This window comes from Roseovarius indicus (genome assembly GCF_008728195.1).
Classification (GTDB): domain Bacteria; phylum Pseudomonadota; class Alphaproteobacteria; order Rhodobacterales; family Rhodobacteraceae; genus Roseovarius; species Roseovarius indicus.
Window position 1 is genome coordinate 147,345 of sequence record NZ_CP031599.1, and the last position, 16,303, is coordinate 163,647.

The 16,303-nt window shown below is 62.4% G+C and carries 16 protein-coding genes, 1 pseudogene and 1 riboswitch; of the genes and pseudogenes, 2 read left to right on the top strand and 15 right to left on the bottom strand.

Features of this window, described 5'->3' with window-relative positions:
* The 3 genes from thiS to thiC are packed head-to-tail and all read right to left on the bottom strand — an operon-like array spanning position 1 to position 2,943.
* Entirely contained in the window at positions 1–198 is a 198-nt protein-coding gene (gene thiS, locus RIdsm_RS27030; protein WP_057817027.1) for a sulfur carrier protein ThiS, read from the bottom strand.
* On the bottom strand, positions 167–1,135 hold the full coding sequence (locus tag RIdsm_RS27035) for an FAD-dependent oxidoreductase (protein WP_057817029.1): 969 nt from the start codon (positions 1,133–1,135) through the stop codon (positions 167–169). The genes thiS and RIdsm_RS27035 overlap by 32 nt, the downstream gene beginning before the upstream one ends.
* Positions 1,132–2,943, bottom strand: coding sequence for a phosphomethylpyrimidine synthase ThiC (gene thiC, locus RIdsm_RS27040; RefSeq protein WP_057817031.1), 1,812 nt, complete (start codon positions 2,941–2,943; stop codon positions 1,132–1,134). Before thiC ends, RIdsm_RS27035 begins: the two co-directional genes overlap by 4 nt.
* A 190-nt stretch (positions 2,944–3,133) precedes the next feature.
* Between thiC and RIdsm_RS27045 the strand changes: the two genes are divergently transcribed.
* Positions 3,134–4,231: an IS630 family transposase gene (locus RIdsm_RS27045; RefSeq protein WP_057817033.1), complete on the top strand. Its 1,098-nt coding sequence runs from the start codon at positions 3,134–3,136 to the stop codon at positions 4,229–4,231.
* A riboswitch (TPP riboswitch) is annotated at positions 4,216–4,335 on the bottom strand. Its footprint overlaps the gene before it by 16 nt.
* A gap of 297 nt (positions 4,336–4,632) precedes the next feature.
* On the opposite strand, the gene RIdsm_RS27050 is transcribed toward RIdsm_RS27045, so the two are convergent.
* Both RIdsm_RS27050 and RIdsm_RS30280 read right to left on the bottom strand, forming a co-directional pair.
* Complete coding sequence (locus tag RIdsm_RS27050) at positions 4,633–4,956, bottom strand: hypothetical protein (RefSeq protein ID WP_057817035.1); 324 nt, start codon at positions 4,954–4,956, stop codon at positions 4,633–4,635.
* An 84-nt stretch (positions 4,957–5,040) separates the two neighbouring features.
* Positions 5,041–5,199, bottom strand: a complete 159-nt coding sequence (locus RIdsm_RS30280) for a hypothetical protein (protein WP_160325861.1) — start codon at positions 5,197–5,199, stop codon at positions 5,041–5,043.
* A gap of 60 nt (positions 5,200–5,259) precedes the next feature.
* Between RIdsm_RS30280 and RIdsm_RS27055 the strand changes: the two genes are divergently transcribed.
* Positions 5,260–5,976, top strand: coding sequence for an IS6 family transposase (locus RIdsm_RS27055; protein ID WP_057817037.1), 717 nt, complete (start codon positions 5,260–5,262; stop codon positions 5,974–5,976).
* A gap of 47 nt (positions 5,977–6,023) precedes the next feature.
* On the opposite strand, the pseudogene RIdsm_RS27060 reads toward RIdsm_RS27055, so the two are convergent.
* From RIdsm_RS27060 to RIdsm_RS27105, 10 genes and pseudogenes are all read right to left on the bottom strand, one after another.
* Positions 6,024–6,137, bottom strand: a pseudogene (locus RIdsm_RS27060) (helix-turn-helix domain-containing protein); the annotation flags it as partial.
* A gap of 93 nt (positions 6,138–6,230) precedes the next feature.
* Positions 6,231–7,118: an MBL fold metallo-hydrolase gene (locus tag RIdsm_RS27065; protein WP_236553273.1), complete on the bottom strand. Its 888-nt coding sequence runs from the start codon at positions 7,116–7,118 to the stop codon at positions 6,231–6,233.
* Between the two features lie 133 nt (positions 7,119–7,251).
* A complete protein-coding gene (locus RIdsm_RS27070) occupies positions 7,252–7,818 on the bottom strand; it encodes a biotin transporter BioY (RefSeq protein WP_057817039.1) in 567 nt (188 codons plus the stop codon).
* Between the two features lie 48 nt (positions 7,819–7,866).
* Positions 7,867–9,033 carry an acyl-CoA dehydrogenase family protein gene (locus RIdsm_RS27075; protein WP_057817041.1) on the bottom strand — a complete coding sequence of 389 codons (1,167 nt, stop codon included), beginning with the start codon at positions 9,031–9,033 and terminating at the stop codon, positions 7,867–7,869.
* Positions 9,030–11,051: an ATP-binding protein gene (locus tag RIdsm_RS27080; protein ID WP_057817043.1), complete on the bottom strand. Its 2,022-nt coding sequence runs from the start codon at positions 11,049–11,051 to the stop codon at positions 9,030–9,032. The genes RIdsm_RS27075 and RIdsm_RS27080 overlap by 4 nt, the downstream gene beginning before the upstream one ends.
* Complete coding sequence (locus RIdsm_RS27085) at positions 11,036–11,830, bottom strand: crotonase/enoyl-CoA hydratase family protein (RefSeq protein ID WP_057817045.1); 795 nt, start codon at positions 11,828–11,830, stop codon at positions 11,036–11,038. Before RIdsm_RS27085 ends, RIdsm_RS27080 begins: the two co-directional genes overlap by 16 nt.
* A 10-nt stretch (positions 11,831–11,840) precedes the next feature.
* On the bottom strand, positions 11,841–13,439 hold the full coding sequence (locus RIdsm_RS27090; protein ID WP_057817047.1) for an acyl-CoA carboxylase subunit beta: 1,599 nt from the start codon (positions 13,437–13,439) through the stop codon (positions 11,841–11,843).
* Between the two features lie 4 nt (positions 13,440–13,443).
* Positions 13,444–14,073, bottom strand: coding sequence for a TetR/AcrR family transcriptional regulator (locus RIdsm_RS27095; protein WP_057817049.1), 630 nt, complete (start codon positions 14,071–14,073; stop codon positions 13,444–13,446).
* Positions 14,074–14,253: 180 nt separating this feature from the next.
* On the bottom strand, positions 14,254–15,084 hold the full coding sequence (locus RIdsm_RS27100) for an SDR family NAD(P)-dependent oxidoreductase (RefSeq protein ID WP_057817052.1): 831 nt from the start codon (positions 15,082–15,084) through the stop codon (positions 14,254–14,256).
* A gap of 24 nt (positions 15,085–15,108) precedes the next feature.
* Positions 15,109–16,293 carry a lipid-transfer protein gene (locus tag RIdsm_RS27105; protein ID WP_057817054.1) on the bottom strand — a complete coding sequence of 395 codons (1,185 nt, stop codon included), beginning with the start codon at positions 16,291–16,293 and terminating at the stop codon, positions 15,109–15,111.
* Positions 16,294–16,303 lie beyond the last annotated feature (10 nt).

Below are 16,303 nucleotides of genomic sequence, written 5' to 3' on the forward strand. Positions count from 1 at the left end.
TCACCCCCCCTGCATCGGTGCCAGCACTTCCAGCCGGTCGCCGTCTTTGAGTGTCGTCGCCTCGCGCGCCTCACGCGGCACGAAACGACCATTGAGGGCCGTCGCAATGGCGGCGCTGGTGAATCCGAGCTCGGTCAGCGCCGACGAAAGGGTCGCTCCGGCGATGTCACGCGGTTCTGCGTTTAAGGTGATCTGCATGGGGTGGCTCCTGAAAGAAGTGCGTTGCCAGCTGGCCCGCCAGGGCGGGGGCCAGCAGAAACCCGTGGCGGTAAAGCCCGTTCACATGGACGGTGCCGCGGTGATGGATCAGGCGCGGAACATGGTCGGCAAACGCGGGGCGCAGGCCAACGCCCGTCTCGGTAACGCTGGCCTCGCCCAGACCGGGATGCAGGGTGAAAGCAGCCCCCAGCAGTTCAAGCAGCGAGCGGACGGTGACAGGACGCGACGAGGTGCTTTCGATCATCGTGGCGCCGATCATGTAGATCCCGTCGCCGCGCGGCACGAGATAAAGGGGGATGCGCGGGTGCAGCAGCCGTATGGTGCGGGTGATGTCCACGTCCGGCGCCTCGATCAGGGCCATTTCACCGCGTACCGGGCGGAGACCACTGAGCCCCGAGTCCATGCCCCGGCAATCCACGTCGACCTTGGCAGGGGCGCTGGTGCTGTATTGGATGACGACCCCAAGTTCCTGAACCTTTTGGGCCAGGTCCCGCAGCGCCCGACGCGGATCGAGATGGGCTTCGTCCTCGAAGAACAGCGCTTGGCCGAAACGCCCGCCCAACGCCGGTTCGATCGCCGCGATTTCTCCGGATCCGATCAGCCGGTGACCTTGCGTGCGTCGGGCAAAGCGGGTCAGCTCCGCCCGGTCGCGGGGCGGCGCGACGGCCAGCGTGCCGCGCTTTTCCACGCGGGTGATCCGCTCCCACCAACCGATGGCGCGGCTGCCCTGCCGAACCACCTCGGGCTCGGCCGTCTCGCCCTCGCACCATTGGGCCAGCATGCCGCCCGCATAGCGGGCGACGCTGGTCTCCCCGGGCGTTTCGTCCCGCTCGTAGATGGTGACCTGCGCCCCCCGGCGCGCCAGCTCCCAAGCGCAGGCGAGGCCGGCCAGGCCTGCTCCGGCGATGGTGATCATTCCTCCGCCTCCGTGGTGGTATCCTCCACGGGCACGTAGAGTTCCCCGCCCTCGCGGAACTTGGCCGCCATCGCGTCCATCCCTTCCTTCCTGGCTTCCGCCCGGATGTCGTGGCTGATCCGCATCGAGCAGAATTTGGGCCCGCACATCGAGCAGAAGTGCGCCACCTTGTGCGCCTCTTTCGGCAGGGTCTGGTCGTGAAATGCGCGCGCGGTATCCGGGTCGAGCGACAGGTTGAACTGGTCTTCCCAGCGGAACTCGAACCGCGCGCGGCTGAGCGCATCGTCGCGGCGTTGCGCGCCGGGCAGGCCCTTGGCCAGATCCGCCGCATGGGCGGCGATCTTGTAGGTGATCACGCCGGTTTTCACGTCATCCCGGTCGGGTAGCCCGAGATGTTCCTTGGGCGTCACGTAGCAGAGCATGGCGCAGCCGAACCAGCCGATCATCGCCGCGCCGATGCCGGAGGTGATGTGGTCATAGCCCGGCGCGATATCGGTGGTGAGCGGACCGAGCGTGTAGAACGGCGCCTCGTGGCAGCATTCCAGCTGCTTGTCCATGTTCTCCTTGATCTTGTGCATCGGGACATGTCCCGGACCCTCGATCATCACCTGGCAATCCCTGGCCCAGGCGATTTGGGTGAGCTCGCCCAGGGTTTCCAGCTCGGCGAACTGCGCTGCGTCATTGGCGTCGGCGATCGAGCCGGGCCGCAGCCCGTCGCCCAAGGAGAACGACACGTCATAGGCCCGGCAGATATCGCAGATTTCCTCGAAATGCTCGTAAAGGAAACTCTCGCGGTGATGGTGCAGGCACCACTTGGCCATGATCGATCCGCCGCGCGACACGATGCCCGTCACCCGGTCCACCGTCATCGGCACCATGTGCAGGCGCACGCCCGCATGGATGGTGAAGTAATCGACGCCCTGTTCGGCCTGTTCGATCAGCGTGTCGCGGAACACCTCCCATGTCAGGTCCTCGGCAATGCCATTGACCTTTTCGAGCGCCTGGTAGATCGGCACAGTACCGATCGGCACTGGCGCGTTGCGGATGATCCATTCCCGGGTGTTGTGAATGTTGCGGCCGGTCGAGAGGTCCATCACCGTGTCCGCGCCCCAGCGGATCGCCCAGACCATCTTTTCCACTTCTTCCTCCATCGAGGAGGTCACCGCCGATGTGCCCATGTTGGCATTGATCTTCACGAGGAAGTTGCGGCCGATGACCATCGGTTCGGTCTCGGGGTGGTTGATGTTGGCCGGGATGATAGCGCGCCCGGCGGCCACCTCGTCACGAACGAACTCCGGCGTGACGCGATCGGGAATGCCGGCGCACCAGTCCTGACCCTCGCGGGGACTGGGCGACAGGTCGCGCAGCTGATTTTCGCGGATCGCGATGAACTCCATCTCCGGCGTTACGATGCCGGCGCGGGCATAGGCGAGTTGGGTCACCGCCTTGCCGCCCTTGGCGCGCAGCGGGCCGGCTTTCGCGGGGAATTCCGGGGTCAGCCGGCTGCCTTCGACAAATCCGTTATCTTCCGGCCTGATCTCGCGACCGTCATAGGCCTCCACGTCGCCGCGCGCTTCGATCCACTTGCGGCGCAACGGCGCCAGCCCCTGCCTGATGTCGGTCAGGATCTCCGGGTCGGTATAGGGACCCGAGCTGTCATAGACGGGCAGGGGGTCCTCGCCCGCCGTGGGATGTACGGAAATCTCGCGCATCGGCACCCGGATATCCGGGTGCAGGGCGCCGGCGACGTAAATCTTGCGTGACGCGGGCAACTCGCCCGTGGTGATCTTCGGGGTGGGGACGTTCATGTCGGTGCTCCTCAAGTTTACACTCAAAAAGACACCAGATGAGCTTTGGGTAAGGAAACGGAGGGTGTACGGCCCCCTTGGTCGGTTTCCGCATCGGGTGGAGGTGTACGGGCCTCTGAGAATGCGAAACCTATTCACCCGGAACCAAATTTGCCATCATTGATATGGGGCAAATTTTTGGGGGTACGGCATGCGGGGTCGGGCATCGGTTGCGATTGCACTCAGCGATGAAGAGCGCGGTTTTCTGGAAGCGCAGTTGCGCAGGCACAAGGCGGCGCGGTCGCTGTCCGACAGGTGCCGGATCGTGTTGAGGTGCGCTGACGGTCTGACCAGCAAGGAGATCGCCGCCGAACTCGGCCATTCCGAGCATACGGTCGGCAAGTGGCGGCGGCGGTTTGCCGAGCACCGGATCGAAGGCCTTTCTGACGAGTATCGCGCGGGCCGCCCACGAACGATCTCGGACGAACAGATTGCCGATGTGATCAAGCGAACGCTGGAAACGACGCCAAAGGATGCAACCCATTGGTCGATCCGGTCGATGGCCGAAGAAATCGGCCTGTCACACACGACGATCCGCCGCATCTGGAACGCCTTTGGGCTACAGCCGCACCGCGCGGAAACCTTCAAGCTGTCCACCGACCCGCTGTTCGTGGACAAGGTGCAGGACGTAGTCGGCCTCTACATGTCGCCGCCGAACCGGGCTATCGTGTTGTGTGTAGATGAAAAATCCCAGATCCAGGCGCTGGATCGCGAACAGCCGGTGTTGCCCATGGCCCCCGGCGTGGCCGAGCGGCGCACCCACACCTACACCCGAAACGGCACGACATCGTTGTTTGCCGCCCTCGACATCGCCACCGGAGCGGTGATCGGGAAGTGCTACAAACGCCACCGCGCGACGGAGTTCCTCGACTTCCTCAAGGAGCTCGACCGCAGGATGCCTGCGGGGCGGGACGTGCATGTCGTCATGGATAACTACGCCACCCACAAGACGCCGAGGGTCAAGGCCTGGTTGGCGCGCCGTCCGCACTGGCACGTGCATTTCACACCAACATCGGCAAGCTGGCTGAACCAGGTTGAACGCTGGTTTGCCGAGTTGACACGCAAGCAGATCCAACGCGGCGTCCACCGCTCCGTCGCGGACCTCGAAGCCGATATCGCCGCATTCATCGACGCCCACAACGAGAACCCAAAACCCTACAAATGGGTCAAGTCCGCCGACGAAATCCTCGCCTCCGTCAAAAGGTTCTGCCAGAAAACACTGGCAGGAACTTCAGATTCAGGTGACTAGCTTCCTACGCCAGTATCAACTGGGTCAGGTTCTAAGGGTCGCATCACCGGGGTTCCCCCTGTCAGCCTCTCAGTCCCCTGGGCGGGACTCCCCTGCGTGAGTGCACAGGAACATGATCCGTGACCTGACGTCAAGAGGCGCCAGTCAGATGAAGAATTGGAGGTCTTGTCGCATTGCTAAACAAGACCCCAGCGAACCGCGTTGGGCTCTTCCCCCGCTGTTGCTCCTGCACGTTTCGGGGAGGCCCGGGTCTTGGGCATTGACCGGCCACTGTATGTTGAGCCGGTCAGCCATAGAGGGTTCGGAACCGTACGCCTTTCCAGAGGTTCCAGCCCACGGCGGCAAGCACCGTCAGGGTTGCGCGTCTTCGCGAGCCCCAGAAAGCGTGTCCGGCCCAGACCTCAGTGGCGTTTCCAGTATCCGAAAAATGCCTCGACCCGGGTGCCCGTGACGTCGATCCCGAAAGTGCGCGCGATATCCTGCGGGCCGAGCCGCTTGTTGACCGAGTCGCTGCACCAGGTCGGACATGCCCGTCTGCGCGACTGAGCGGGCTGAATAGGCCGCGTCGTCGCCCACCACCAGTCCCAGACCGCCCGCCGGCGGCCTCTGATCGTCAACTTCGCCGCCGACTCCGCCTTGGGGTCGCGGTCGTACCCGCTTTGCGCCGCCTCAACCACGTTCGCGATCCGACCCTCCGCGAGCACCACGCGGGCCTCCTCCAGCATTGCCACGACCTCGGCCAGGACCGGCTCCAGCCGATCGCCCAGGCAGGCCCGGAATAGACCCAGTGTCGATGCCTCGGGCCCGCCTTAGTCCAGCTCCAGCCGGCAGAACTTGAGGAACAGAAGATCCCGCGCCAGCTGCGCGCTCAGCTTCAAGTCGCTCAGATTGCACCACAGTCCCGGGAGCCGCGCCGCAATTCGGGACCAGCCGATCAGGTCCTCGGTATCGTCCAGCGCCCCCAACACGGGGCGCTCAAACGGCTTTGTCAGGTTGCAGGCCGCCGGATCGCCGGATAGCGAAGGGTCATGCTGAATCTGTCCGACCTGTCCCGCATCAAGGGCTTCCGATTTCCGCGTTCCGTGATCGGCTACGCTGTCTGGGCATATCATCGCTTCGCTCTCAGCCTCCGGGACGCCGAGGAACTGCTTGCCTCACGCGGGATCCGCGTTTCCTACGAGACCGTGCGGGACTGGGTCGCGCGCTTTGGCGGGCAGTTCGCCGCCCGGATCCGTCGCGAGCGCCCCAGCCCGGCGGACAAATGGCATCTCGATGAAGTCGTGATCTCGATCAAGGGCAAGAAGCACTGGCTCTGGCGGGCGGTCGACGCCAATGGCAATGGCGATGTGCTGGATATCCTGGTCCAGCCGCGTCGGAACACGAGCGCAGCCAAACGCTTCTTTCGAAAGCTGTTCCGGCGATGGGGCCAGCCGCGCGTGCTGGTCACGGACAAGCTCGGTTCCTACGCCGCGGCCAAAGCCGAGATCGCCCCCGGGATCGAACATCGTCAGCACAAGGGGTTGAACAATCGGGCCGAAGCCTCGCACCGGCACACCCGGCGACGAGAGAAGATCATGGGGCGCTTCAAGTCCCCGGGTCAGGCGCAACGGTTCCTCTCAGCCCACGATCAGATCGCCACCTTGTTCCGCCCGAAACGCCATCGCCTCTCCGCCCGGTCATACCGTCATGCGAGGTCTGACGCGTTCAGTCTTTGGGCCCGCCATGCCGCAGATCTGGCCGCCTGAAAACCGTGTTGGCGGATCGTAGCACTCAGGGCCAGGCAACCTGACAAAGCCGGTGCGCGACCCAGACGATCCGCAATCTCCGGAACCGGCATCTTGGCTTCCCGCCACTTGGCAATCTTCCGGCGTTCTTCCAGACTCAGGTGAGGGTAGCAGCATCCCATTTTGTCATCCTCCATGCAAATCTCTGCTTCATAAAGATTTTGCACTTCGAATGTGAATCCACCCGTGTACACCCATTTGGCGCATAATCCTTCTTATGTTAATTTCCAGACCTCGCCATCTTGTACCACCCGCGACTCAGACAACAGCTTCTCCAGATGCGCCGCAACGTTTCGTCCTGCGGCCATTGCGATATGTGGGTCGGTTTTCTGGTAGACGGAAGCGGCGATATTCTGGACCGAATCCGGGGTGTTTGAGAGGTGGGCGAGGATCTCCGCCTCGCGACGCATGCGGTTGGAAAGCAACCGTTTGACGTAAGGTTGCGGATCCCGGAGTATAGGTCCGTGCCCCGGAAAGTAGATCCTATCGTCGCGCTCAATCAGCCGCTGTAGCTGCGCGCAGTAGTCGTGCATGTTTCCGTCAGGGGGGCTGACGATCGAACTGTTCCAACTCATAACGTGGTCGCCCGTGAAGAGCACTCCGTCAGGTCTCGCGAAACAAAGGTGGTCGCTCGCGTGACCAGGTGTGTGCAGGACGGTAAGACCGGCAATGACCTGTCCGTCCTCCAGAAACCGGTCAGGTCGAAATGCATCGTCAGGGAATGCCCGTGAGGCATAAACAGGTGCGTCTGTCCGTGCTCGCAGGGCTGGGACGACTCCAAAATGATCAGAATGGTGGTGTGTGAGCAGAATCCCGGATGGTTTGGCCCCCAAATTTTCGATGATTGCCTCGAAATGTGCACTGTCTTCTGCTGGGCCGGGGTCGATTATGAACCGACCATCAGGCGTATCAATGATGTAGCTATTTGTCCCGTGGTAGGTCATCTTTCCGGGATTATTCGCGACGATCCTCAAAATTCCAGGGGCCAATTCGACTTCCTTCGCGCGGCAAGGCTCCGGCTCTGAGAAAAACATGCTGCTTCCTTTCATTGTGTGCGACCAGGTATTGATTGTGAACAATCCTGTTCGTACAGTTTTGCGCATTGCTCTTGCATGGTGCCGGAAACCTCAATCTGGCGACCGGTGCCTGTCAAATCTGGCATCCGGACCATTTCAACTTATATTGAACCAAGACCGTATGAGACTGAAACAGTCTGATACAGTCTTGGGCTGGCAGTCACACAGGTCGGCGATTGTGGAAACCTGTATACAGAGCCACTGCGATCGCCGCTTTTATCAGATCCCCAGGAAGGAACGGGTATAGCCCGGCGATCAGTAGTTTCTCGCCATAGCCGACAAAGCCACCCAACCAGAGCAGCCCTGCGCAATACATGACTATCGAACCAAAAAAGACCGCGACAGATGCTCTGAACGCAGGCCGAAGTCCTTGCAGTGCTTGAACAATCCACCCGGCAGCGGCCGCTGCAAGTGCGAAGCCTACCAAGTATCCGCCTGTGGGACCCGCAATATACGCCAGTCCGGCCGGAGCCGGAGGCGTGCCTGCGAAAACCGGCAGGCCAAGCAGACCTTCAAAAAGGTATGTCACAACAACAAGACTACTGCGCACCGGCCCCAGGAAAAGGCCCAGACCCAAGACAACCAGGGTCTGTGTAGACATAGGTACGGGGTAGAACGGCACCACGATTTTGGCGGATAGTGTCAGAAGAATTGTGCCGACGAGTATTATCGAGATCTCTTGGGTAAGTTTTGCGAGTGTTTGGCTTTGAGTGGTTTCCAGATTCATCTTTTTCGTCCTTGTTTCTGTAGACCGTTGATTTTTTGAATAGTAAGCTCACATGCGCTTGGCGACTTCTTCCAACATGACTTCGCTCGCCCCGCCGCCGATGGCCTGCACACGGGCATCGCGTGACATGCGTTCCACCGGTGTTTCGCGCATATAACCCATGCCGCCGTGAAACTGGACGCAGTCATAAAGCACGCTGTTCACCAGTTCGCCGCAATAGGCTTTGACCATCGAGACCTCTTTCACGCAGTCACCGCCCGCGGCATCCAGACCGGCGGCGTGATAGACCAGCTGACGTCCTGCCGCGATCCGCGTCTGACAGTCGGCCAGCCGTTGGCGCACGGCCTGCTTGTCCCACAGAACACCGCCAAAGGCCTTGCGCTGCTTGACGTAATCCACGGTCATGTCCAGCGCGGTTTGCGCTTCGGCACAGGCCATCGCACCCAGCACAATGCGTTCGTTCTGGAAGTTCTTCATTACCGAATAGAAACCGCGGTTGACCTCGCCCAAGACGTTTTCGGCCGGGATGCGGACATCTTCGAAGATCAGTTCGGCGGTGTCCGAGCACAGCCAGCCGGTCTTGTTCAACGCCCGTCCGACCGAAAAGCCCGGCGTGCCTTTTTCGACCGCAAATATGGTGATCCCGCGCGACCCCTTGGCATCGGGATCGGTCTTGGCACCGACAAAGTAGAGATCGCCATGCACGCCGTTGGTGATGAACATCTTGGTGCCGTTCAGCACCCAATCCGACCCGTCCCGCACCGCGCGGGAGCGCATGCCCGCCACGTCCGATCCCGCGCCCGGTTCGGTCACAGCAACGGCGGTGATCATTTCGCCCGAGACGATCGACGGCATCCAGCGCGCCTTCTGTTCGGGCGTGCCGGCGTTTTCCAGATGCGGCGAGGCCATGTCGGTGTGGACCAGAACCGTGGCCGAGAACCCGCCGAAAGTGGATCGCCCGACCTCTTCGGCCAAAACCACGCTGGACATCACGTCCAGCCCCGCGCCGCCATACTGTTCGTCATAGCGCATCCCCAGCACGCCGAGATCACCCATCCGGCGCAGCACGTCGCGGGGTACCTTGCCCTCCTCCTCCCAAGGCTCGGCCTTGGCGGTCACCTCGGCTTCAATGAACCGGCGCAACTGGTTGCGGATCATCTCGAGGTCTTCGTTGAACGGGCCGGTGACCTGAGTAATGCTGTCTTGTCTGGTCATGTGTTTTCCTCTGGATCGAGTTTGATAAGTGGGACGTGCCCGGCAACCGTGTCGCCCGGAGCACAATAGATTTCCGTCACCACGCCCGCGACCGGCGCGGGCAGGCTTTGCAACAGCTTCATGGCTTCCAGCACCACCAGCGTGTCACCGGCTTCGACGCGGTCGCCGGGCGCGACGCGCACCTCGGCAACAGCACCCGGCATGGGCGCCGACAGCAGGTCAGCGCCGTCAGATCCACCCGTGGCGCGTTGCAGATGCTGATCCTCCAGCGTGCGCAGGTCTGCCGCTGTCATTCCGGCAGAGGTTTGCAGGTGCACCCGCCAATGATCGCGGGCACGTTCGACATGGGCGATGCGCGCAAATGGAACACCGTCGATGCGTCCGCTCAGACGGTCCCCGGTCAGGGCGGCGGTTTCGACCGTGACGGTCTGGCCGCCTGGCGGCACGGCGGCGAATATTGTTCCGGAGCCGGTCACGCGGATCGGGTCGTCATTCGTTGTATCCCAATAGGATGCCGCACCGGGCCGCCCCGCAGGGGCCGTGAGCCGCCATGACCCCAAGCTTTCCCAGGGCGACGCGCCCGCCGCCGCTGGCGCGAGATGCAGATGCAGCGCAATCGCGGCAAGGGCCATGTCCCGGGGATCGGGGGTCGGGTGCGTCCAGCCATCGGGGAACATCTCGGGCAAACCCGATGTGTGGTGCCGGAACGTCTGAAAATCCGGATGCAGCAGCAGGGCACGTTGATAGGCCAGATTCAGACCGACGCCACCGACGGCAAAGGCATCCATTGCGGCAACCGCCTGACGGATCGCCCCGGCCCGGTCCGGCGCATGGACGATCAGCTTGGCAATCATCGAATCGTAATGGTGGCTGACGACCGAGCCTGCTTCGACCCCTGTATCCAGCCGCACGCCGGCGGGCGGAGCCCAAAGGGTGATCTGGCCCGTCTCGGGGCGGAAGTCTTCGGCCGGGCTCTCGGCGGCGATGCGGATTTCGATGGCGTGCCCGTCGAATTGCACATCCGATTGCGCCAGTGTCAGCGGCTCGCCCCGCGCGATGCGCAACTGCCATTCAACCAGGTCGATGCCGGTGATTGCCTCGGTTACGGGGTGTTCCACCTGCAAGCGGGTGTTCATTTCCAGAAAGTAATATTCGCCACGGGCCGGATCATAGAGGTATTCGACCGTCCCCGCGGAGCGATAACCGATCGCCTGGGCCAGCCGCACAGCCGCCGCGCGCATGTCGTCGCGCACAGTCTCGGGCAGATCGGCGGCGGGGGCCTCTTCGATCAGCTTTTGGTGGTTGCGCTGAAGCGAACAGTCGCGGTCGCCCAGATGCAGCACGGTGCCGTGGGTATCGCCCAGAACCTGCACTTCGACGTGGCGGGCACGGGGCGCGTAGCGTTCAAGGAACACCGCCGGATCGCCAAACGCCCCCTGGGCCTCCGCCCGGGCGGAGGCGATCGCCTCGGGCGCCTCGCCCAGATCGGTGACAAGACGCATGCCGCGCCCGCCGCCGCCTGCGCTGGCCTTGACCAGAAAGGGGGTGCCAAGCGCGCGTGCCTCTTCCAGCAATCGCGCGGCGGACTGATCTTCGCCGCGATAACCGGGCAGCACGGGCACGCCCGCCGCTTCGGCGGCGGCCTTGGCTTCGATCTTGGAACCCATCCGTGCGATGGCGTCGGGTTCCGGCCCGATGAACACAAGGCCCGCCGCCTCGACCGCCGCCGCGAAACCGGCATTCTCAGACAGAAAACCATAGCCCGGGTGCACCGCACCCGCGCCCGTCGCCCGCGCGGCCTCAAGGATGGCCTCGACGTTCAAATAACTGTCTGACGGGGCGGCCCCACCGATGCAGACGGCATGATCGGCCTCGGCCACGAAGGGCGCGTCGCGGTCCGCGTCCGAAAACACCGCGACGCTTTCCAGCCCCAGTTTGCGGCATCCGCGGTGAATGCGCTGGGCAATCTCGCCACGGTTGGCGATCAGGACTCGGGTGAAGCTCATTTCACCCGCCATGACGGAACGCTCTTGTTGATAAAGCTGTTGATGCCTTCGATGCCTTCTTCGGTTTCCCAGGCATCGGCCAGACGGTCGGCGGTATAGATCATGTTGGTTTCAAAATCGTGGGACGCGACATAGGCGATCAGCGCCTTGGTGTCGGCCACCGCGCCCGGCGCGGCCTGCAGGTGATTTTGGACGACGCTCTCGGTGGCCGCGTCCAGAACATCGGCGGCCACGACCTCGGTCAACAGACCGATCCGTTCGGCGCGCATACTGTCGAACAACGCGCCCGACAACATGGTTTCGCGCGAATGCACCTTGCCGATGCGGGCCACGACGTAGGGCGAGATATTCGCGGGCAGCAGACCCAGCTTTACTTCGGTCAGGCCAAAGCGGGATCCTTCGGTGCCAATAGTATAGTCGCAAACCGAAATCATGCCGACACCGCCACCATAGGCCGACCCGTTGATGCGCCCGATCAAGGGCTTGGGCAGCGTGTCAAGACGGCGCAACAGCCGCGCCAGCGTGGCGCTTTGTTCGACCCGCTCGGCGCGGGATTTTTCGACATTCGAGGCGAACCAGTTGAAATCACCACCCGCGCAGAAGCTCTTGCCCGCGCCGGTCAGGATCACGATGCGCACGCTGTCATCGGCGGCCAGCTTTTCGGCGGCATCGTACAGCTCAGCGATCAGCCCGCCGTTCAATGCGTTGTGCTTGTCAGGACGATTGAGCGTTACCGTGGCAACCCCGCGCGCGTCGGTTTCGACAAGGATGGTTTCATAGGTGGTCGTCATGGCATTGGTCTCACATTCTGAATACGGGCGTGTGGCGCCCGGCCTCGGGCACCGAAGAGATAATGGCCAGGCACAGGCCCAGGATATCGCGGGTCTGTCCGGGTTCGATCAGCCCGTCATCCCAAAGCCGCGAGGTGGCATAATAAGGATCGGACTGTTCGCCATACTGGGCGCGCACCTGCGCCTCGATCCGGGCCATGTCGGCCTGCATCTTGTCCGGATCGCCCCCCTTCTGGCGGCGCAGTTCCAGCATCACATTGGTGGCGATGTCGGCGGACATGGTGGCCAGTTCCGCGGTCGGCCAGGCAAAGAGGAAATTCGGCGCGAAACCGCGTCCGCACATGCCGTAGTTGCCCGCCCCGTAAGAGCCACCCAGCAGCACCGACAGGCGCGGCACCTTGGCCACCGACATGGCATAAACCAGCTTGGCGCTGTCCTTGGCGATGCCGCCGCGTTCGGCGTCGGTGCCAACCATGAAGCCCGAGATGTTGTGCAGGAACAAAAGCGGGATGTTGCGTTGATCGCACATCGACACGAATTGCGCGCCCTTCAGAGAACTTTCGGACAAAAGCGCGCCGTTGTTGGCCAGGATGCCAACGCGGTATCCATGGATGCACGCCGTGCCGCAGACCAGCGTTTCGCCCCAACCGGGTTTGAATTCGCGGAATTCTCCGGCGTCGATCATGCGCAGCAGAACCTCGCGCATGTCATAGGGTTCCTTGCGGTCAGCACTGATGACGCCAAGCAGCTCCTGGGGATCATGCGCGGGTGGCTGTGGCAGCTTGTCGGGCTGCATCGGGCGCGACTGGCCCAGCTCGGCCACGATGTCGCGCATCAGCGCCAGCGCGTGGTGCTCGTCATCAGCCAGATGGTCGGACACCCCCGAAACACGCGAATGCATCTCGGCCCCGCCCAGCGTTTCGCCATCGACCACTTCGTTGATCGCCACCTTGACGATCGACGGCCCGCCCAAATGGATGCGCGCGTTGCCGCGCACCATGATGACCTCGTCCGACAGGGCGGGAATATAGGCCCCGCCCGCCGTGCAGCCGCCGAACACGGCCGAGATCTGCGGCAGACCGCTGGCCGACATGTTGGTCTGGCGGTAAAAAGAATTGCCGAAATGCCGAGCATCGGGGAAGACCCTGTCCTGCTCTGGCAGATAGGCACCGCCGCAATCCACCAGATAGAGGCAGGGCAGCCGGTTCTCGGCTGCGATTTCCTGGGCGCGGATGTGTTTCTGCACGGTTTCGTGATAGAAAGACCCACCCTTCACTGTCGCATCGTTGGCGATCACAACGCAGGGCAGCCCGTGGACGATCCCGATACCGGTCACGATCCCCGCACCGGGCACCTCGCCCCCGTATTGACCGTAGGCGGCAAGCGACGACAGCTCAAGAAACGCAGTGCCCGGATCCACCAGCAGGTCGATCCGTTCGCGGACCAACAGCTTGCTGCGCTTGCGATGCCGCGCGACCATGTCGGGGCGGCCGCCAGCCGTTGCTTCGGCGATCCGCGCGCGCAGCGTTTCGACGCGCTCGCTTTGTGCGGCGTGGTTGCGGGTGTAGGTCTCTGATGCGGTCAGCACCGCTGTTTCAAGACGTGCCATGAAGTCAGGTATCCTGTCTTTGGAGTATCCCGTTGAGGAACACATCGGCATAGGTGCGTGACAACGCATCGGCGCTACCGCGGTCCGGGTCGAACCAATCGAGCGTGGCGTTCAATGTACCGATCAGCATCAGGCGCAGGCGACGGATATCGACGTCTTGCTTCAGCGTGCCGTCTTTCTTAAGCTGGGACAGAAGACTGTCCCACTCTGCCTCATAGGCCCTTCGCGTAGGCAAGTTGGCATCCCGGACGGATTGCGGCACCTGCCCGAAAATACGCACATTCGCCGATGTATAATCGCTCACATCAAGAAGCGCGCGCAGATGCGCCCGGATCGCGGCGCGCAGTACCGTTTCGCCGTCGGTATCGGCCCGCAGGTCGGTGATGGCGTCTCTCATGCTCGCGTGAACGACTCGAATCCCTGCATCAAGAACGGCCGCGACGATCTCGTCCTTGGAACCGAAATGATAGTATATGCTACCCGCCTTGATCCCGGCGGCCTCGGCAATTTTTCGGAGCGAAACGGACCCGTAGCCTTGTTCGCGGAAAAGCCGCGCGGCAATGTCCAGCACCCCGTCCCGTCCAACCGCGCTGCGCGATGTCTCGTTGACTTTGATTGCCGTGTTTTGTGCCATAGACTTTCGTATCGCCCCAACGCCTAACTAACGCCTGTTAGGTTAATAACGCAAGTGAGTCAATCGTCGTGATCGTGCCAGACTAGAGTTTGCGGAAAATTCCGCATTGGCGACCGCCAAGAGGCCGCCCAGACATTAATGTGCTTGCCCGGACCCCGTCATCGGGTCCGGGCAAATGCCTTAGATCACGAAACCGCCACCGCAGATGACGTGCTGGCCTGAAATGAAGTTAGCTTCGGGTGAGCAGAACAGATAGACGGCACCGGCAGCTTCTTCCGGAGTGCCGACCCGGCCCAACGGGATCATGCGCTCCATCTGGGACAGGAGATCGGGATTCACGCCGACCTTGATCTCTTTTTCTTCGACCTTGATCGTGCTGTCGCCATCCGCGCTGCCTTCGGTCAGGCGGGTTCGAATCGGGCCGAAGGCGACGGCGTTGACGTTGACCTTATAGCGGCCCCATTCCTTGGCCATCGTCCGGGTGACCCCTAGGATGCCGGCCTTAGCGGCGGAATAGTTGATCTGGCCAGCATTGCCGCCGGTCCCTGCGATGGACGAGATGTTGACTACCTTGCGGAACACCTCTTGCCCGGCGGCGGCCTCTTCCTTGGCCTTGGCGCTGATCACCGGCTGGGCAGCGCGCAGGATCTTGAAAGGTGCCGTCAGGTGGACGTCGATGATCGCCTGCCACTGTTCGTCGGACATCTTCTGAACGACGCTATCCCAAGTGTAGCCGGCGTTGTTCACGATGATGTCTAACCCGCCAAAGCTGTCCACGCCGGTCTTGATGAACCGTTCGGCAAAACCATCTTCGGTAACGCTGCCGGCACAGACCACGGCCTCAGCTCCCATTGCGCGCACCGCCTCGGCGGTTTCATTGGCCGGACCTGCGTCCAGATCGTTAATCACCAGCCGAGCCTCTTCCGAGGCCAGTTTGAGAGCGATTTCGCGGCCAATGCCCCGGCCCGAGCCCGAGACCAGCGCCACGCGACCGTTGAGTTTTCCAGTCATATTGATTCCTCCCGAAAGGCGCTGTCAGGCTTTTTCATAAAGCGTGGTGACGCAGGCCCCGCCGAGGCCCAGATTGTGCTGAAGCGCCAGACGTGCGCCATCAACCTGGCGCGCATCTGCCTGGCCGCGAAGCTGCTGAACGAGCTCGGTACATTGCGCTAGGCCGGTCGCCCCAAGCGGATGGCCTTTGGACAAAAGACCGCCCGACGGGTTGGTCACGTATTTTCCGCCATAGGTGTTGTCGCCATCATCGACAAACTTCGCCGCCTCGCCACGCCCGCAAAGACCAAGCGCCTCGTAAGTGATAAGTTCGTTGTGGGCGAAACAGTCGTGCAGTTCGACCACATCCACGTCTTCGGGCCCGATGCCCGCGGTCTCATAGACCTGGTCGGCGGCATTCTTTGCCATCGAAAAGCCGACCACTTCGCGCATGTCATGGGCTTCGAAGGTTTCCGGTCCGTCCGTCGTCATGGCCTGCGCCGCGATCCGAACCGAACTGTCCAGTCCGTGTTTGTCGGCGAATTCCTTCGAACAAATGATCGCGGCGGCCGCGCCACAGGTTGGCGGACAGGCCATGAGCTTGGTCATCACGCCGGGCCAGACGACCTGGGCGGCCATGACATCTTCCGCCGTCACCTCCTGCCGGAACAGGGCAACCGGATTCTTCGCAGCATGTCGGCTGGCCTTGGCGCGGATTTTGGCGAAGGTTTCCAGGGGTGTGCCGAACTCATCCATATGCGCCTTGCCCGCACCGCCGAAGTAACGCAGCGCCAGCGGGATCTCGGCGCTGCCAACCAGTTCGTCGGTTTCCTTGTCGAAAGCCGCGAACGGGCTGATCCGGTCATGGAACATCGCGCCGATCGCCCCGGGCTGCATCTGTTCGAACCCAAGCGCCAGAGCGCAGTCCACCGCATGGCTTTCCACGGCCTGACGGGCCAGGAACAGGGCGGACGATCCGGTCGAGCAGTTGTTGTTCACATTCACAACCGGGATGCCTGTCATTCCAACATGGTACAGGGCGCGCTGACCGCAGGTGCTGTCGCCATAGACATAGCCCACATAGGCCTGTTGGACTTTATCATAATCCAACCCCGCGTCCGCCAAAGCAGAACGGGTGGCCGCAGTCGCCATCACATCATAGCTTTCGGATTTTCCCGGCTTCTGGAACGGGACCATCCCGACGCCGGCAACATAGGCTTTGTCTGTCATTCTTCTCTCT